The 16,840-nt window shown below is 67.1% G+C and carries 18 protein-coding genes; 10 read left to right on the top strand and 8 right to left on the bottom strand.

Annotation, left to right across the window (positions count from 1 at the left end):
* Positions 1-66: 66 nt before the first annotated feature.
* From AB0C34_RS04040 to AB0C34_RS04025, 4 genes are all read left to right on the top strand, one after another.
* Positions 67-642, top strand: a complete 576-nt coding sequence (locus AB0C34_RS04040; protein ID WP_357067207.1) for a cupin domain-containing protein — start codon at positions 67-69, stop codon at positions 640-642.
* Between the two features lies 1 nt (position 643).
* Positions 644-1,831 carry a PLP-dependent aminotransferase family protein gene (locus AB0C34_RS04035; RefSeq protein WP_357067205.1) on the top strand — a complete coding sequence of 396 codons (1,188 nt, stop codon included), beginning with the start codon at positions 644-646 and terminating at the stop codon, positions 1,829-1,831.
* Positions 1,828-2,244 (top strand): hypothetical protein, encoded by a 417-nt coding sequence (locus tag AB0C34_RS04030; protein WP_357067204.1) that lies wholly within the window; start codon positions 1,828-1,830, stop codon positions 2,242-2,244. The genes AB0C34_RS04035 and AB0C34_RS04030 overlap by 4 nt, the downstream gene beginning before the upstream one ends.
* A gap of 301 nt (positions 2,245-2,545) precedes the next feature.
* Positions 2,546-3,214 (top strand): metal-dependent transcriptional regulator, encoded by a 669-nt coding sequence (locus AB0C34_RS04025; RefSeq protein WP_357068467.1) that lies wholly within the window; start codon positions 2,546-2,548, stop codon positions 3,212-3,214.
* A 432-nt stretch (positions 3,215-3,646) separates the two neighbouring features.
* On the opposite strand, the gene AB0C34_RS04020 is transcribed toward AB0C34_RS04025, so the two are convergent.
* Together AB0C34_RS04020 and AB0C34_RS04015 are read right to left on the bottom strand one after the other, a co-directional pair.
* Entirely contained in the window at positions 3,647-4,729 is a 1,083-nt protein-coding gene (locus tag AB0C34_RS04020; RefSeq protein ID WP_357067202.1) for a tartrate dehydrogenase, read from the bottom strand.
* 64 nt (positions 4,730-4,793) lie between these two features.
* The gene (locus tag AB0C34_RS04015) at positions 4,794-6,266 is read right to left on the bottom strand and encodes an NAD-dependent succinate-semialdehyde dehydrogenase (protein ID WP_357067200.1); all 1,473 of its coding nucleotides are present in this window, start codon (positions 6,264-6,266) and stop codon (positions 4,794-4,796) included.
* Between the two features lie 136 nt (positions 6,267-6,402).
* Between AB0C34_RS04015 and AB0C34_RS04010 the strand changes: the two genes are divergently transcribed.
* Both AB0C34_RS04010 and AB0C34_RS04005 read left to right on the top strand, forming a co-directional pair.
* Entirely contained in the window at positions 6,403-7,644 is a 1,242-nt protein-coding gene (locus tag AB0C34_RS04010) for an aminotransferase class III-fold pyridoxal phosphate-dependent enzyme (RefSeq protein WP_357067198.1), read from the top strand.
* An 89-nt stretch (positions 7,645-7,733) separates the two neighbouring features.
* The gene (locus AB0C34_RS04005; RefSeq protein ID WP_357067196.1) at positions 7,734-8,228 is read left to right on the top strand and encodes a DUF3830 family protein; all 495 of its coding nucleotides are present in this window, start codon (positions 7,734-7,736) and stop codon (positions 8,226-8,228) included.
* A 56-nt stretch (positions 8,229-8,284) separates the two neighbouring features.
* On the opposite strand, the gene AB0C34_RS04000 is transcribed toward AB0C34_RS04005, so the two are convergent.
* Positions 8,285-9,685: an amidase gene (locus AB0C34_RS04000; RefSeq protein ID WP_357067194.1), complete on the bottom strand. Its 1,401-nt coding sequence runs from the start codon at positions 9,683-9,685 to the stop codon at positions 8,285-8,287.
* Between the two features lie 12 nt (positions 9,686-9,697).
* On the bottom strand, positions 9,698-10,663 hold the full coding sequence (locus AB0C34_RS03995; RefSeq protein ID WP_357067192.1) for a D-2-hydroxyacid dehydrogenase: 966 nt from the start codon (positions 10,661-10,663) through the stop codon (positions 9,698-9,700).
* Positions 10,664-10,749: 86 nt separating this feature from the next.
* On the opposite strand from AB0C34_RS03995, the gene AB0C34_RS03990 reads away from it, so the two are divergent.
* From AB0C34_RS03990 to AB0C34_RS03980, 3 genes are read left to right on the top strand one after another with little or no spacing between them, the layout of a single operon-like run.
* Positions 10,750-11,490, top strand: coding sequence for an Asp/Glu/hydantoin racemase (locus AB0C34_RS03990; RefSeq protein ID WP_357067190.1), 741 nt, complete (start codon positions 10,750-10,752; stop codon positions 11,488-11,490).
* A gap of 14 nt (positions 11,491-11,504) precedes the next feature.
* The gene (locus tag AB0C34_RS03985) at positions 11,505-12,233 is read left to right on the top strand and encodes a maleate cis-trans isomerase (protein ID WP_357067188.1); all 729 of its coding nucleotides are present in this window, start codon (positions 11,505-11,507) and stop codon (positions 12,231-12,233) included.
* On the top strand, positions 12,220-12,900 hold the full coding sequence (locus AB0C34_RS03980) for a GntR family transcriptional regulator (RefSeq protein WP_357067186.1): 681 nt from the start codon (positions 12,220-12,222) through the stop codon (positions 12,898-12,900). Before AB0C34_RS03985 ends, AB0C34_RS03980 begins: the two co-directional genes overlap by 14 nt.
* A 31-nt stretch (positions 12,901-12,931) precedes the next feature.
* On the opposite strand, the gene AB0C34_RS03975 is transcribed toward AB0C34_RS03980, so the two are convergent.
* Entirely contained in the window at positions 12,932-13,351 is a 420-nt protein-coding gene (locus AB0C34_RS03975; RefSeq protein WP_357067184.1) for a DUF4345 domain-containing protein, read from the bottom strand.
* 139 nt (positions 13,352-13,490) lie between these two features.
* Here AB0C34_RS03975 and AB0C34_RS03970 point away from each other — a divergent pair, with 139 nt between their 5' ends.
* On the top strand, positions 13,491-14,105 hold the full coding sequence (locus AB0C34_RS03970) for a helix-turn-helix domain-containing protein (RefSeq protein WP_357067182.1): 615 nt from the start codon (positions 13,491-13,493) through the stop codon (positions 14,103-14,105).
* 30 nt (positions 14,106-14,135) lie between these two features.
* Here AB0C34_RS03970 and truB read toward each other — a convergent pair whose 3' ends face one another.
* The 3 genes from truB to AB0C34_RS03955 form a co-directional block, all read right to left on the bottom strand.
* A complete protein-coding gene (truB, locus tag AB0C34_RS03965; RefSeq protein WP_357067180.1) occupies positions 14,136-15,035 on the bottom strand; it encodes a tRNA pseudouridine(55) synthase TruB in 900 nt (299 codons plus the stop codon).
* The gene (npt, locus tag AB0C34_RS03960; RefSeq protein ID WP_357067178.1) at positions 15,035-15,703 is read right to left on the bottom strand and encodes a 4'-phosphopantetheinyl transferase Npt; all 669 of its coding nucleotides are present in this window, start codon (positions 15,701-15,703) and stop codon (positions 15,035-15,037) included. Before npt ends, truB begins: the two co-directional genes overlap by 1 nt.
* A gap of 170 nt (positions 15,704-15,873) precedes the next feature.
* Positions 15,874-16,833: a metallophosphoesterase gene (locus AB0C34_RS03955; RefSeq protein ID WP_357068466.1), complete on the bottom strand. Its 960-nt coding sequence runs from the start codon at positions 16,831-16,833 to the stop codon at positions 15,874-15,876.
* Positions 16,834-16,840: the final 7 nt, after the last annotated feature.

Here is a 16,840-nt window from a genome sequence, read left to right as displayed (position 1 = left end):
CGGCTACTCCCTCGCCCCACCGACGCGCGTGATTTCCCGGCGCAGGCACGGAAATGAGTCGGATCCATGCACGAAAGCGCCTACGCAGCCGCTGATTTTCGCGATCCGACCGTTCGTCTCGCGTCAGCGACGGCGATGGTCTACCGTCCAGTCCTGTTGGTGACCGAAGTACTTTGGAGTACCCCCATGAAAAGCGCAGTCAAACATGTGCGTGTGATCGGACCATCCGATTCGGCAGAAACCCTAGGACGCCAACGACAACGCCTGATCCCCTGCATCACAGAAGAAACCTGTGGCGCCTCCGGCATCTCGGCGGGCATGGTCAACATGGCTCCCGGCGCGATGTCGAAGGCGCATTACCACGCACACAGCGAGATCGTTGTCATCTGCCTGCGTGGTACGGCGGTGACGCTGATCGGGCCGGAATTGACGCCCTACTTTCACGGCCCCGGCCAGTTCATCTATATCCCGGAGGGTGTCATCCATGTGGCGGTGAACCTCGACGAGGCCGAGGATCTCGCGGCGGTGGAGATGCGGACCGATCCCTTGTTCAACGACGACGTCGTCCTCACGCCGGAATATGACGCCCGGGTACCCGATGTCGTGGCCGAGCTTCGGCGGCAGCACCTGATCGGTTCGTGAGATGGCGCTCGTCAAAACCAGCCGCGGCGCGGCCGCGGTGACCAGCGGGCCGATCGACGACATCTTCGCGGCACTCGCACGACGCCCAGAGGTCGTCTCCTTCGCGGTCGGGGCGCCTGACCCCACGCTGTTGCCCGGCGACCTCGTCTCAACGTTGTCCCACGATGTCCTCGCCAAGTACGGAAGCGCCGTGCTCCAGTACGGCATGACACAGGGATTCGCGCCTCTTCTCGAACAGGCTCGAATTCTTTTGAGCAACCGCCATATTCAATGCTCCCCCGAAAGGCTGCATATCTCGACCGGCGGTTCCGGAGCATTGCACAACGTGTGTTCGGCACTGGTGGACCCCCAGGACGTCGTTCTGGTGGAGACCCCGACCTACGGCCCTGCCGTGAAGGTCTTCCGTAGCCACGGGGCGACCGTCATCGCAGTACCGTCCGATGATTTCGGAATCGTGCCGGAAGCACTCGACGAAGCCCTGGCCCGATATGACGTCGCCTTCGTGTATCTGCTCCCGACCTTCCAGAACCCGACCGGACGAACGATGCCGATCGACCGGCGAACACAGATAGCGGATATCGTCGTTCGCCGCGGCGCGCTGCTGGTCGAGGACGACGTTTATACCGATCTACGGTATCGCGGCGTATCGTTGCCAGCGCTCTATTCCTTTGCGCCGGAGAACTCGATCTACATCACGTCGCTGTCGAAAACCCTTGCGCCGGCTATCCGCGTCGGAATCACCGCCATGCGTCCCGATCTGCTGAAGAATGTGCTCGCCCTGAAGCAGGGCATCGATATGCAGACGTCGACGTACTGCCAGGCGATCGCCGCCGAGTTTCTCGGTAGCGCGGCGGGCGCGACGCACCTCGCCCACGTCATCGATACCTACTCGGCCAAATTGGACACCGTGGTCGACGCCATCGGGCGGCGGCTCCCACCCGGCTTCCGCTGGGTCATGCCCGATGGGGGGATGTTTCTGTGGATCGAGTGCCCACCAGGATTCGACGCCGACGCACTTCTGGACACAGCGCTGCGGCGCGGCGTCGCTTTCCTGCCGGGCAGCGCCTTCTACTCCGACACCGAGACCGACCACCGCAACACTATGAGGCTGAGCTTCGCCAACGTTCCACACGACGATATCGACCGCGGCATAGAACTGTTGGCCGGCGTCTGCGAGGAGGCTGCATGACCGATCGACATCCTGTCCTCGGCACCTGGGAGGTCATCGCCCACGGAGCTCCGTTCGGTTACCACGTGATGCAGTTCCACCCCGGCGGCACTGTGCTGCAGTCGAATCCGGACGGCGGTAATCCCGCCACGAGCGACAGCAACGGCATGGGCACGTGGTGCGCCGACGGCCCGCTCGTCGTCGGCGCGTTCCTGGAATTCGTCGTCGATCGAGCCGATCCCGCCGTGGTGCGGAAAGGGATCGTCGCCTTCGAACTCGAGGTGACCGGCGACCGATTGTCCGGATCGGCCACCGCGACGTTCTACGACCTCACCGGTCAGCCGGTGGACAGCCCGTCCACCGCGCAGTTGACCGGCAGTCGATTCGATGGCGTTGCCGAGGCGCGGCGCTTGCTGAGTAATCGCACGGGGTAAGCGAAGGTCACACGCTCGGCGATGCGGCCCCTCGGGTGCGGGCCGCTCGACCACGGCCGGCCGACGCTGACCGTGCACGAAGCAGCGGTCGTCGATCTGCCGACGCGGCGGATCGGACGACGCTCGGCTGCGTTCGACCGGCCGACACGGTGTCGCGGACGCGTGCCGCCGTGTCGGGGATGTGTGTATCGGGACGCATGTGCCTAAGCTCGGGTATGTGCCCGGTAAACGAGATATCGCGACCCGACGCGAGTTGTCCGACGCCCCCGCGCCAGGCGTACCACGCGGCGCTACCGCGACGATCGCGCCTGTGCTCTCGTCGGTCGCCCAGGACTATCTGAAGGTCATCTGGACCGCACAGGAGTGGTCACAGGAGAAGGTGTCGACCAAGTTACTCGCCGAGCGGATCGGTGTGTCCGCGTCGACCGTCTCCGAGGCGGTGCGCAAGCTCGCCGACCAGGGTTTGGTGGAGCATGCGCGCTATGGCGCGATCACCCTCACCGCAGCGGGTCGTCGCGCCGCCGTCGCCATGGTGCGCAGGCATCGGCTGATCGAGACGTTCCTGGTCAACGAACTCGGCTACGGATGGGACGAAGTGCACGACGAGGCCGAGGTACTCGAGCACGCGGTCTCCGAACTGCTGATGGCCCGCATCGACGCCAAACTCGGTTATCCCGACCGCGATCCACACGGCGACCCGATTCCGTCGGTGGACGGCGCGGTACCCACTCCGCCCGCGCGCCAACTCAGCGACTTCGACGCGGGCGAATCCGGCCGTGTGGCGCGCATATCGGACGCCGATCCCGACATGCTGCGTTACTTCGACTCCGTCGGTATCGCCCTGGACACCACCATTACGGTCGTCGAACGCCGCGACTTCGCGGGCACCATCGCCATTCGCATCGGCGCCACCGAATCACCGACCGACCTCGGCCGTCCCGCCGCGGACGCCATCTGGCTCACCGCCTGACCGTCCGGACGGATCTTTTGCGAGCCGGCCGTGGAATGCGTCGCGGTTCCCGCCGAGGACGTCTCGAACTGCGACGAGACCCCCTCGGCTGGTTTCGCGCCATGACGAGCGACGTCTCCGGCCTGGCCCACGCCTGTCGGCTCGGCAGGCGGACAGCCCTCGAGAATTGCCGTCGCCGAGGCACCACGCGAAGCGATCGGCGGTGGTCAGGAGGTGCCGCAACACGACGGCACCGCACTGCCACTCTTGCGCGGGTGACAACCGCATTCCGCGCCCGTCACGACCTGCCTCCCCCTGCGACTCCTGGATCAGCGCACCTCAGCGCGGAACGAAGCATCCGCGTGCTCGCGATCCACCGGGAACCGACGGTCCGGGGCTCGAAGCTGGTCGGGCCCGGTGATCGCGTGTACCGCAACGACTCCGGCACACCGGTCAGCGCGGGTCGGATCCGGCAGGTTGCCGTGCCAGTTCAGCGGCGCGGGCGGCGATCGCCGCGCCGAGGTCGGCGGTGGTGGCGGTTCCACCGAGGTCAGGAGTGAGCGTCTCGCCGGTGGCCAAAACATCGCATACCGCTCGGTCGACCGCGGCCGCCGCGGCGGCTTCGCCGAGATGATCGAGCAGCATGGCACCGGCCAGGATCTGCGCGACCGGGTTGGCGATGCCCTGACCGGCGATATCCGGCGCGCTACCGTGCACAGCCTCGAACATCGACGGTGCGATGCGATCGGGATTGATATTGCCCGAGGGTGCCAGCCCGAGCCCCCCGGTGACGGCGGCGGCGAGGTCGGAGAGTATGTCGCCGAACAGGTTCGAACCGACGATCACGTCGAGCCGGTCCGGGTGCAACACCAGTTCGGCGGCCAGCGCGTCGACATGCATCTGGCGAGTGGCCACCTGGGGATATTCAGCCGCGATCCGCTCGAAGACGCTGTCCCAGTAGGGCATCGAGTGGATGATCCCGTTCGACTTCGTCGCCGAACACAACTGCCCGGACCGTTCGGCAGCACGCTCGAACGCGTAGCGAATGATCCGTTCGCACCCGGTCCGGGTGAACACCGACTCCTGGAGCACGAACTCGTCGGGACGGCCCTCGTTGTGGATGCCGCCGATCCGGGAGTACTCGCCCTCGGAATTCTCCCGCACGATGAGAATATCCAGATCGGCGGCAGTCCGGTCGCGCAGCGCCGACTGGGTGCCGGGCAGCAGACGCACCGGACGCAGGTTGACGTACTGACCGAAGGCGCGCCGCAGCGGGATCAGCAGGCCCCACAGCGAAACATGGTCGGCCACACCGGGAAAGCCGACCGCACCGAGCAAGATCGCATCGAATCTCGCGAGCCGCTCCGCACCGTCCAGCGGCATCATCGCGCCCGTACGCAGGTAGTTCTCACAGGACCAATCGAATTCGGTCCATTCCAGCCCGGGCAGCGCGGCGTCGAGCACAGCCACCGCCTCCGCGGTCACATCGACGCCGATGCCGTCGCCCGGGATGGTGGCGATGCGGTATCCGCTCATGACGACGCCTCGCTGACGCGCGGCGCGGTCGTGCTGTCTGCTCGATTCACGAACTGGCGCTCCTTCACAGTCGGACTCCGATGTACTTGGTCTCCAAGAACTCGTCGATTCCAGTCAGGCCGCCTTCACGGCCGAGCCCGGATTCCTTGACGCCACCGAACGGCGCGGCCGGATTCGACACCACACCCTGGTTGAGTCCCACCATGCCGGTCTCCAACGCTTCGCACACCCGCAAGCCACGCCGAAGATTGTCGGTGAACACGTAACTCACCAATCCATACGGGGTGTCGTTGGCGCGCGTGACCGCTTCCTCCTCGGTGTCGAAAACACCGATCGCCGCGACCGGACCGAAGATCTCGGTGTGGCACATTTCGGCCTCGTCGGGCACGTCGACCAGCACGGTCGCGGGGTAGAAGTTTCCCGGTCCGTCCAGCGGGGTTCCACCGGTCAGCACCTCGGCTCCGCGGGCGCGGGCATCGTCGACCAGGCCCCGCACCTTCGTCACGGCATCGGCGTCGATGAGCGGGCCGACGACCACATTGGGTTCGGTGCCGCGACCTACCGGAAGCGCCGCCATCCGATTGGCCAGGCGACGGGAGAAATCACCAGCGACGGAGCGCTGGACCAGGATGCGGTTGGCGGCCGTGCACGCCTGTCCGATATTGCGCATCTTCGCCGCGAGCGCTCCCTCGACCGCCTCGTCGAGGTCGGCGTCCTCGAACACCAGCAGCGGGGCGTTCCCGCCCAACTCCATCGAGGTGCGCATGACCGTCTGCGCGCACTGTGCGAGCAACTGTTTGCCGACCGCAGTCGAGCCGGTGAACGACAGCTTGCGCGAACGGGCGTCCAGGATGAGCGGCGCCATCACAGCCGCGGGGTCGGCGGTCGTGACGACGTTGACCACACCGGCGGGCAGCCCGGCCTCGGCCATCACCTCGGCGAGGGCGAGCATCGAGAGCGGCGTCTGCTCAGCGGGTTTGACCACACAGGTGCAGCCGGCGGCAAGCGCGGGCGCGATCTTGCGCGCACCCATGGCCATCGGGAAGTTCCACGGCGTGATGAGCAGGCTCGGACCGACCGGCTGCCTGGTCACCAGAAAACGTCCGCCACCCGTCGGTGCTGGCATGTACCCGCCATCCAACCGCACGGCCTCTTCGGCGAACCAGCGAAAGAACTCCGCCGCATACGCGATCTCGCCGCGGGCCTCGGCCAGCGGTTTGCCCATCTCCAATGTCGCGATCAGTCCGAGCCGGTCGACGTCGTCCAACAGCGCGCGGTGCACGCGCATCAGTAGGTCGCTGCGCTCCCGCGGCGGTGTGCGGGCCCACTGCGCCTGCGCCGCGTCCGCCGCATCGAGCGCCGCCAGGCCGTCTTCCGGGCCGGCATCGGCCACCTCGCAGAGCAGGTGACCGGTCGCCGGATCGACGACCGGCAGGGACCTCTCGGTCTCCCGCCAGCAGCCGTCGATATACAGGCCTGTCGGCACCGTATCGATCGCGACCCGCTCCGCTGCGCTCAGCGCGGTCTCGGTGAGCATCGTTGATGGCTCCTTTCATCCCCGCGCAGCGCTCGGCCATTGCTGCGACCCGTGCGGCCATGTTATGCATATTGTCGACAATCCGACAATAGACAATCTTCAGACGCATGCCCCTCGCACACGAAGGCGGATCACCATGACCGAGCTATCGCCCGTCCTGAAACAAGCCACCCCGGTGATTGTCGACCACGGCGCCGGGTGCTATCTCTACGGCACCGACGGACGCCGGTATCTGGACTTCACCGCCGGAATCGGGGTGACCAGCACCGGCCATTGTCACCCACATGTCGTCGCGGCGGCGCAGGCCCAGGTCGCGTCACTGATCCACGGCCAGTACACAACAGTGATGCACAAGCCGCTACTGGAATTGACCGAGCGGCTCGGCGCGGTGCTTCCCGAGGGGCTGGACGCGCTGTTCTTCGCCAACTCCGGCAGCGAGGCGGTCGAGGCGGCGCTGCGGCTGGCGCGACAGGCCACCGGGCGGCCGAACGTCGTCGTCTTCCACGGCGGATTTCACGGCCGCACCGTCGCGGCCGCGACCATGACCACCTCCGGCACCCGATTCTCGGCGGGCTTCAGCCCGCTCATGTCGGGTGTGCATGTCGCGCCCTTCCCCACCGCGTTCCGGTACGGCTGGAGTGAAGAGGAAGCCACCGCGTTCGCGCTGCGCGAACTCGACTACCTGTTCGCCACGCTCACCTCTCCCGCGGAGACCGCGGCGTTCGTCGTCGAGCCGATGCTCGGCGAGGGCGGTTACATCCCGGGCAATACGGCGTTCTTCCAGGGGCTGCGCGAACGCGCGGACCGGCACGGCATCCTGCTGGTCTTCGATGAGATCCAGACTGGATTCGGGCGCACCGGAAAATTCTTCGGACATCAGCACTTCGGCGTGCGCCCCGACGTGATCACCATCGCCAAGGGACTCGCCAGCGGGTTCCCGCTCTCGGGCATCGCGGCCTCGCGCGAACTCATGGCTCGGGCGTGGCCGGGCTCGCAGGGCGGCACCTACGGTGGCAACGCGGTGGCCTGTGCGGCGGCCATCGCCACGCTCGAGGTCATCGAATCCGAAGGGCTGGTGGACAATGCCGCCGCCCGCGGCGCGCAACTGCTGCGCGGCCTGCGCGAGAACGCCACCAAGGCAATCGGTGACGTGCGTGGCCTCGGCCTGCTCGCGGGGGCCGAATTCATGACGCCCACCGGCGAACCCGATCCGGACACTGCCGCCGCGGCCCAGCGCGCCGCCGTGGCCAAGGGACTGCTCCTGCTCACCTGCGGCGCGTACAGCAACGTGGTACGGATGATTCCGCCGCTGATCGTGACCGATACGCAGATCGAGGACGCACTCGCGATCTGGTCGGAAGTCCTCGCCGAGCTGTAGCGCCTTTCCGCAGCGACCGCCGCAGGTCGCCCGATCCCTCGTGACCGCCGTGCTCACTCCGATGAGCACCGACCAGGAAGCAGGACCGCATGGCCCGCTACATCACCATCACCCTGACCAAAGCCGCAGTGGCCTGTCGCGCACGACTGCTCGACGCGGAAGCACCGCGTACCTGCGCCGCGGTGTGGGATGCGTTGCCGCAGGAAGGCGACGCGTTTCACGCCAAGTACGCGCGCAACGAGGTCTACACCCTCGTCCCGCGGATCGGCGCGGCCCCGCATCGGGAGAACCCGACCATCACACCGATCCCCGGCGACGTGTGCCTTTTCGACTTCGAGGCGTGGGAAATCGGCAATCCCGCGTATGGCTACGAACCCGGCTCCGCGGCCGAGCACGATCGCGGCGCCACCGATCTGGCCCTGTTCTACGGCCGCAACAACCTACTGATCAACGGTGACCTGGGCTGGGTACCGGGCAATGTCTTCGCCACCATCGAGGACGGGCTCGCTGAGATGGCCGCCGCGTGCAACGCACTGTGGCTACAGGGAGTACAAGGCGAGACGCTCGCCTTCGCCCGCGCCTGACCTCGTCCGACTGACCGACCAGCGGCCCCGGAGCCTCCAGGGCCGCTGGTTCGCGTTCAGGACGCCAGCACGTGTTCGGCGAAGCGGGCCACGGCCAACACCAGATCGTCGGAGTGACGGGGCCCGACAATCTGGAGTCCGACCGGAAGCCCCGCACGGGTAGTGCCCGCGGGGATGCTGATCGCCGGCTGCTGCGTGAGGTTGAACGGGTAGGTGAACGGCGTCCACTGCGGCCAGCTATGCAAACCGCTGCCCGGCGGCACGTCGTGGCCCGCCTCGAAGGCCGGGATCGGCACCGTCGGGGTGATCAGGACGTCGTAGTCGGTGTGAAAGGCACCCATGGCGATGCCGATCTGGGCCGCCACGTTCCGCGCGGCAAGATAGTCGACGGCCCGGACGGTCTCGCCACGGTCCCACACCAGCCCCAACTCGGGATCGACCCGCTCGCGCGTGCGATCCGGGAAGCCCGACAACATGGTGGCCGCGCCGGCGGCCCACAGCAGTTCGAATGCCTCGCGCGGATCGGTGAAGCCCGGGTCGGCCGCGCTGACCAGAAGTTCGGCTTCGGCGAGGCGGGCTACCGCCCCCGCCACGATCGTCGCGACTTCGGCGTCGACCTCGGCGTAGCCGAGCGTTGCCGAGTACGCCACACGCAGCCCGCGCACGTCGCGGTGCATCTCCGCGCGCAGCGCGGTGACCGGCGGGGCCAGTGTGGTCGGGTCGCGCGGGTCGGGCAGCGACAGGATATCCATCAGCAATGCCGCATCCTCGACGGTGCGTGCCATCGGGCCCGCGTGTGCCAGCGGACCGAAAGGACTCGCCGGGTACAGCGGGATCCGGCCATAGGTGGGCTTGAAGCCGACGATGCCGCAGAAGGAGGCCGGAATGCGCACACTGCCGCCACCATCGGTACCGACCGAAACCGGCCCCATGCCCGCCGCGACCGCCGCGGCGCTTCCGCCGGAGGAACCGCCCGCGGTCGTGGACGGATCGACCGGATTTCGGGTGATGCCGGTCAGCGGGCTGTCGGTCACCGCCTTCCAGGCGATCTCCGGAGTGGTCGTCTTGCCGAGAAACACCATCCCGTCCTCGCGCAGCCGCGCCGCGACCGGACTGTCGACCGGCCACGGGCCGCTCGGGTCGATGGACGTGGAACCGCGCCGGGTGGGCCACCCCTCGGTCAGGAACACATCCTTGATCGAGACCGGGACGCCGTCGAGGAGGCCGCGGGCATGGCCGGATTGCCAGCGCGCCTCGGATTCCTTCGCCTGCACCATGGCGCGGTCGGGGTCGACGAGACAGAAGGCGTTGACCGCGCCGTCCCGGTCGGCGATGGCCCGCAGGATCACCTCGGTCGCCTCGACGGGTGACAGTGCCCCCGCCGCGTAGGCCGAGACCAACTCGACCGCTGTCATCGCGGCCGGATCTGTGGGGTTGTTCTTATCGGGGTAGCTCATGAATGGGCTCCTTCAGCCGGGGACGTACCCCAGCCTTTTGTCGACCACGTTGTCCAGCGGACGTCCGGCGATCCATTTGTCGAAGTTCTTGGTGAACACGTTGACGATCTCGGTCCGCCAGCCGAGGAAATCACCCGAGTTGTGCGGAGTGATCCGCACATTCGGCAGGTCCCACAAGGGATGCTGCGCCGGGAGAGGTTCCGGATCCATCACATCGAGCGCCGCTGCGGCGATCGATCCGGTGCGCAGCGCGGCTACGAGATCGTCGGTCACAACGAGTTCCCCGCGACCGACGTTGACAAACCTGGCATGTGGCTTCATCGCCGCGAAAGCGCTGGCGTCGAACATATTTCTGGTCTGAGCTGTCAGCGGGGCGATCGCGATGACGTAGTCCGCCTCGGGCAGTTCGGCATGCAGATCGGTGGCGACAGTGCCGAAATCCGGATCCGCCACCCGCTCTCGCCGGCCCACCGCGCGAATCGTCATCCCGGCCGCGCGCAGCAGCCGGGCGATCCGCCGCCCGATCGAGCCGGTGCCGACGACCAGGGCGGTCGCCCCTTCGATTCGCTCCGATTCGCGATGGCGCCACTCGTGCCGCTGCTGTAGCAACAGCGAGCCGGACAGATCTTTGGCGAATCCGAGAATCTGTCCGAGCACGTACTCGGCGATCGCGGAATCGAAGACGCCTCGCGTATTGGTCACCACCACATCACTCGCCCGCAGCTCGGGAAACATCGCCGGATCGACACCGGTCGATCCCATGTGCAGCCAACGCAGCCGGTCGGCCGCATGCCAAGCACCGGGCAACGCGCGGGTGCCGAAGTCGTAGACGAACAATGCCTCCGCCCCGCGTAGCGCGCTGGCGAGCCCAGCCGCCTCGGTGTAGCGAACCGTGGCGCGATCTGCGACGGCGGCCATGAGTTCGGCGTCGGGCACACTGTCACTGTGCAGGACGGCGACAATGGGGCCCTCTTCCACATTGACACACTAAGATCACATCGTATGATTGTCAACAATCCGATCGTGTTCGGAGGTAGTTCCAGCTGAGCGCGAGAGGGGCTCTAGTGGATCTGAGTTTTCCCGACCTCGACGGGCCCGTTGCGCAACGGGGCATCGGGATCATCGCACCGTTCGACCTCGCCCTCGAACGGGAGCTGTGGCGTTGGGCGCCACTGGAAGTGAGCCTGCACCTGGCCCGCACCCCCTACGAACCGGTCCCGGTGTCCTTGGAGATGGCCGAGCTGGTGTCCGACGCGGCCCACTTGACCGCGGCCACTCGCAACGTGCTGCATGTAGAGCCCGAGGTGGTCGCCTACCTGTGCACATCGGGCAGCTTCATCAAGGGCCTCGACTACGAGAAGTCGTTGTGCGACACCATCTGCCAGGCGGGCGCTCAGGACGCGGTGACCACCTCGGGCGCGCTGCTCGAGGCCATCCGCCACCTCGATCTCACCCGAATCTCGGTGCTCACCCCGTACGACGAGATCCTCACTCACCGGCTGCACGACTTTCTCGCCGAGGCCGGGTGCGAGGTGGCCCGCTCCGACCACCTCGGGCTCGGTGGCGGTATCTGGAAGGTCAGCTACCGCACCATCGCCGAGCGGATCGTCGGCGCCGACGATCCGTCGGCCCAGGCCATCTTCGTCAGTTGTACCAATCTTCCGACCTATGACGTCATCGAGCCGTTGGAGCAGGCGCTCGGCAAACCGGTAATCACCGCCAACCAGCTCACCATGTGGGCCTGCCTCGGCCGGATGAAGCTACCCATGATGGGTCCGGGCAAGTGGCTGGCCAACGTTTTCTGAAGGAAGAACTCCACATGCAGGCACCCACTATCGGCTTCATCTATCCCGACCATGCGGCCGAGGACGACTACCCGCTGGCCGCGGCGACACTCGGCGCCAACCTTCCGGTAGCGCACATCTACGGCACCGATCTGCACGCCATCCCCGAACTGCTCGACTTGGGCAGCCCGGAGAAGTTGCGTGGCGGCGCCGCGCTGCTCGCACCGCATCAGCCCGACGCGATCGTCTGGGCCTGCACATCCGGCAGTTTCGTCTACGGGCCCACGGGCGCTCGCGACCAGGTGCGCGCGCTGGCCGAGGCCGCGGGCGTGCCGGCGACCAGCACCAGCCTGGCGTTCGCCGATGCCGTGCATGCGCTCGGGCTGCGCACCGTCGCCATCGCCGCGAGCTATCCCGACGAGGTCGCGCGACTGTTCGTCGAGTTTCTGGCCGACGCCGGCATCGAGGTCGTGTCCATGTCCAGCGCGGGCATAGACACCGCCGCCGAGGTCGGCACCCTCACCCCCGCCGAGGTCCTACGGTTGGCCGTCGACAACGACCACCCCCGAGCTCAGGCACTACTGATCCCGGATACCGCCATGCACACCCTGGCCGTGCTGCCGGAACTGGAGGCGACGCTCGGCAAACCTGTGCTGACCGCCAATCAGGTCACCATCTGGGCGGGCCTGCGGCTGGCCGGCGCCGAACCGTTCGTCACCGGGCTCGGCGCCCTGTTCGAAAGGCAGAACGATGTCCGTCCTTGATTTCGAGCCGGTGAACCGGCAGTCGACCGCGGAGATGATCGCCGACCGGCTTCGTGCGGCGATCATGCACGGCAGCCTCACTCCCGGTGCGCAACTCGGCGAAGCCGATCTCGCGGCACAGTTCGGCGTGTCGCGCGGTCCGGTCCGGGAGGCGATGCAGCGCCTGGTGTCCGAGGGCCTGTTGCACAGCATCCGTCATCGCGGCATCTTCGTCATCGAGTTGACCCTCGACGACGTCATCGACATCTATCGAGCCAGGACGGCGCTGGAGGGCGGCGCGCTCGAGTTGATCCTGGACGGTCGCCGGCCCCTCGCCTACGAAGCTCTCGGTCCGAGCGTCGAGAAGATGTGCGCACGAGCCGAATGCGGTGACGTGGTCGGTGTGTCCGATGCCGATCAGGCTTTCCACGAGGCCCTGGTGGAAAGCGCCGCCTGCCCCCGGCTGGTCCGCGCCGCCCGCACCCTGCTCATCGAGACCCGCATGTGCCTGGGTGCTTTGCAGACCACCTACCCCGACCTCCGCGAGCAGGCCCGCGAACACGTCGATCTGCGCGAGGCGATCGCCACCGCCGCACCCGACCGAGCAAGGACCTTGCTGGTCGAGCACATGGAGGACGCCGTGCAACGCCTTCGCCACCAGATCGGCAACATGCCCAGCGCGATATGAACGCGGGCCACGCCGCATCCGGCCGCGCGGCTCACCCCGACGCGGACATCCGGTCGGCGACCGACTTCGAGCCGACGCGATCCTCGTCGGCGTCGGCGAGCCAGAAGTACATCGGCGGAAGCAAGATCTCGAGGGCGGTCAGCACAAGCTGGAACCAATGCGGCCAGCCGTACACGGCCGCCGACACGAAACGGGCGACCGCACCGAGCAGGAAGATCCCGGCCAGCCAACGCACGGTGATCGCCGGGATCGGCGACTGTCGCGCCACCCGAATCCAGGCGAGGCCGTACCCGACGAAGATCGCACCGAAGAACCTGCTTTGACTGTCGGCGGTCACACCGGCTGAGCCCATGTCGGGCACCGCGTCGATCCCGAGTGCGATGTGCAGGAACCCGATCCACACGCAGGCGACGCCCATGATCAGGGAAAGCCACTTCAATGCCGCGGACATACATCCCCCTCGGAGACCCGTCGGATATCCGCCGGGCGCGCAGAAGATTTCGCATTCGACCACGCGACGGCTTAGTAGACATGCGTCTACTAAGCGACTCTACGGCGCTTGGTAGACACGCGTCAACTAAGCTCACGAGGTGAGTTCCCGCCACCGTATGTCGCCCGATGAACGCCGCCGTACGCTGCTCGACGCCGGAGCGACGCTATTCGCCGAACGCCCGTACGACGACGTGCTCATGGCGGATGTCGCCGCCGCGGCGGGGGTGTCCCGCGCTCTGCTCTACCGGCATTTTCCGAGCAAGCGCGACCTGTTCGTCGGCGTCTACGAGCTAGCCTCCGACCGATTGCTGATCGCGACGACCTTCGACGCCACGGCCCCGCTGGCCGACCAGCTCGCCGCCGGCCTGGACACGCATTTCGACTACTTCGAAGCCAACGCCAACAGCGTGCTCGCCGCCAACCGTGTCCTGGCCGCCGATCCCACGATCCAGACGATCATCACCGGCGAGCTCGGCGAGCTACGCAACCGCGTGCTCGATGCGATGGGGCTGGAGGGGTGCATTCGGTCGACCGTCTCCTCGATCTTGATGAGTTGGCTCACCTTCGTCCGGGTGCTCACCGTCGACTGGCTGGAAAACGGCGGGCTGACGCGCACCGAGCTACGTGAGACATCGCTGGGGGCATTATTCGGCGCGCTAGAGCCGGTCATCGACATCAGGGGCTCCGCGGCACGTACTGCCGTGAGCCGATGACAACGCTGTTCGCGAATCATCCGCGGCCGGCTACAGATTCGCCGGACGCACGACCATGACCGACGCCGCCCGCTTCCCGCTCTCCCGCAGGAGCGCGATAGCCCGACCGTCCTGGTCGAGGGCGGCGTAGACGCCCGGAATGCCGACAGGTTCGAGCCAGCGGCCGTTGCGCAGGTCGTCGGCCTGCGCGGAATCGATCTCGCGGTGCGCGAACGCGGTCCGTACGGCCTGGTCCATGTCGAGAGCGAGCAGTGGCGCGCCCGAATCCGCCACGGCGGCCAAGTCGTCGAGGGTACGCGCGTGCTCGAGAGTGAACGGGCCGACCGCGGTGCGGCGCAACGCCGTCAGGTGGCCGCCGACGCCGAGCGCGGCGCCCAGGTCACGAGCCAGCGCACGCACATAGGTGCCCGAGGAGCATTCGACCACCACGTCCAAGTCGACGAAGTCGCCGACGTCGCGGCGGGCGAGCACATCGAAACGTGCCACCGTGACCGGCCGGGCGGCCAACTGCACGTCCTCCCCCGCCCGATGGCGGGCGTAGGCGCGTTCGCCGTTCACCTTGATGGCACTCACGGTGGCGGGGACCTGATCGATGTCGCCGGTCAGCGCAGCGGTACGGGTGGCGACGTCGTCGTCGGTCAGATGTCCCGCCGGGGTCGTGGCGAGTACCTCGCCCTCGGCATCATCGGTGCTGGTCGACTGGCCGAGCCGGATGGTCGCCGTGTACGCCTTGGTCGTCAAGGTGAGTAGGCCGAGTAACTTCGTCGCGCGGTCCACACCGAGGACGAGGACGCCGGTGGCCATCGGGTCCAGCGTGCCCGCATGCCCGACCTTCTTCGTGCGCAGCAGCCTCCGACATTTCGCGACGACGTCGTGACTGGTCCAGCCGCTTTCCTTGTCGACGATGAGCAGCCCGCCCAGACCCTCCATCAGGCGTCGACGATCGCGGTGAGGATGTAGCCGTCGACGATCTGCCAGCGACCGTCGAACGAACGCAGCCCGGGCCCGCCGTCGATGGTCTGGCCGGGCACCAGCAGCTCGGTGTGGAAGCTGCCGTGACCGGAATCGGCGGCGCTGTCTTCGATCTCGAAGGTGATGTGCGCATCCTCGAAGCCGAGCCAGCGCCCCGTCAGCGGGAACCACGCCTTGTAGGTGGCTTCCTTCGCGCAGAACAGCAGCCGGTCCAGGTGCAGCGCGGAGTCGGTGGTCTTCAACCACTCCCGCTCCGGTGGCAGGCTGACCGAATCGAGCACACCGTCGGGCAGCGTGTCGTGCGGCTCGGCATCGATGCCGATCGAACGGAACCGCAACTTGTGACCGAGCGCGGCAGCGCGATAGCCGTCGCAGTGCGTCAAGCTGCCTACTATCCCGCGCGGCCATATCGGAGCCCCGCGCTCCCCCTTGCCGATCGCGACCTGTGGCTCACCGAGCTGCGCGAGGGCCAGCCGAGCACAGTGGCGCGCACCGATGAAATCGCGTCGCCGCTTCTCTACCGACTTGGCGATGAGATGCTCCTCGGCCGGAAACGGCTTCAGGTCCTCCGGGTAGGTCAGCAATTCGGCAGACGCGACACCCGCGGGCAGAATGTTCTCGATCATCACCGTCGAGCGTAGTCGAGGGCCGACGCACCGGTTTGCGGAGCCGCCATCACCCACGCCGAATCGGTGACCACGTCGACCATTCCGCATCGCACAGGGCTCGCGGCGTAGCACGCGTCATCGACTACCGGACTGGGCAACGCGCGACCAGCCGAGCAGGCGACCGCACCCTACTTCAGTCCGCGCCGCTGCTGCGCCCGGCTACGCATTTCGGCGGCGGCGGCCTCCATTTCAGGTGTCACCTGGAAGTGGCCGCCCCAGGTGTTCAGCGTGCCCGGTGGGTACTGCGGGGTCGGCAGAATCTGGCGCAGCAGCCGCTCGGGCAGACCGCGGCGCTGCCATTCGCGCGGGTAACCGAGGGATACCTCTTCGAACCGCACTCCGTCGTAGTGCGAGGTGCGCGGAATGTGCAGATGGCCGTAGACCGAACAGACGACGTTGTACCGAGTGTGCCAGTCGGCGGTGAGTTCGGTGCCGCACCACAGCGCGAACTCCGGGTAGAACAGCACGTCCGTCGGCTGACGAACCAGCGGGAAATGGTTGATCAGCACAACCGGGGTATTGGGCGCCAGCGCGTCGAGCCTGCGCTTGGTCACCTGCACCCGGGCGTGACACCACGCGTCCCTGGTGAGATATGGCTCCGGCGAGAGCAGGAACTCGTCGGTAGCCACCACGTTGCGCTCGCGCGCGATAGCGAGCCCCTCGGCTTTGTTGGCGGCGCCCTCCGGCAGGAACGAGTAGTCGTAGAGCAGGAACATCGGCGCGAGCGTCACCGGTCCGCCATACTCCTCGGCGCCGGCGCCCTCCCACACCGGGAACGGGTCCTCCGGGGTGAGCACGTCTAGGTCGCGGCACATCGAGACGAGGTAGTCGTAGCGCGCCACGCCGGAAATCTGCACCTCGTCCTTCACGGTGGTCCACAGCTCGTGATTGCCCGGCACCCAGATCACCTTGGCGAACCGACGGCGCAACAGCTCCAGCGCCCACCGGATATCCTCGGTCTTCTCCCCCACATCTCCGGCGACGATGAGCCAGTCCTCCGGCGAGTCCGCCGTGATCTGCTCGACGACCGGCCGATTCCCCTGGTGCCCGACGTGCACGTCGCTCACCGCCATCAACTTGGGTATCACCACACCT

The sequence above is a fragment of the Nocardia sp. NPDC049220 genome (assembly GCF_040647855.1).
GTDB lineage: Bacteria > Actinomycetota > Actinomycetes > Mycobacteriales > Mycobacteriaceae > Nocardia.
The sequence above is the reverse complement of the archived record's forward strand: the minus strand, read 5'-3'. Positions and strand labels throughout refer to the sequence as shown.

Coding starts and splice junctions, on each gene's coding strand:
- AB0C34_RS04040 (WP_357067207.1), top strand. CDS start 67: ATGCACGAAAGCGCCTACGCAGCCGCTGATTTTCGCGATCCGACCGTT.
- AB0C34_RS04035 (WP_357067205.1), top strand. CDS start 644: ATGGCGCTCGTCAAAACCAGCCGCGGCGCGGCCGCGGTGACCAGCGGG.
- AB0C34_RS04030 (WP_357067204.1), top strand. CDS start 1,828: ATGACCGATCGACATCCTGTCCTCGGCACCTGGGAGGTCATCGCCCAC.
- AB0C34_RS04020 (WP_357067202.1), bottom strand. CDS start 4,729: ATGAGCGGATACCGCATCGCCACCATCCCGGGCGACGGCATCGGCGTC.
- AB0C34_RS04015 (WP_357067200.1), bottom strand. CDS start 6,266: ATGCTCACCGAGACCGCGCTGAGCGCAGCGGAGCGGGTCGCGATCGAT.
- AB0C34_RS04010 (WP_357067198.1), top strand. CDS start 6,403: ATGACCGAGCTATCGCCCGTCCTGAAACAAGCCACCCCGGTGATTGTC.
- AB0C34_RS04005 (WP_357067196.1), top strand. CDS start 7,734: ATGGCCCGCTACATCACCATCACCCTGACCAAAGCCGCAGTGGCCTGT.
- AB0C34_RS04000 (WP_357067194.1), bottom strand. CDS start 9,685: ATGAGCTACCCCGATAAGAACAACCCCACAGATCCGGCCGCGATGACA.
- AB0C34_RS03985 (WP_357067188.1), top strand. CDS start 11,505: ATGCAGGCACCCACTATCGGCTTCATCTATCCCGACCATGCGGCCGAG.
- AB0C34_RS03980 (WP_357067186.1), top strand. CDS start 12,220: ATGTCCGTCCTTGATTTCGAGCCGGTGAACCGGCAGTCGACCGCGGAG.
- AB0C34_RS03975 (WP_357067184.1), bottom strand. CDS start 13,351: ATGTCCGCGGCATTGAAGTGGCTTTCCCTGATCATGGGCGTCGCCTGC.
- truB (WP_357067180.1), bottom strand. CDS start 15,035: ATGGAGGGTCTGGGCGGGCTGCTCATCGTCGACAAGGAAAGCGGCTGG.
- npt (WP_357067178.1), bottom strand. CDS start 15,703: ATGATCGAGAACATTCTGCCCGCGGGTGTCGCGTCTGCCGAATTGCTG.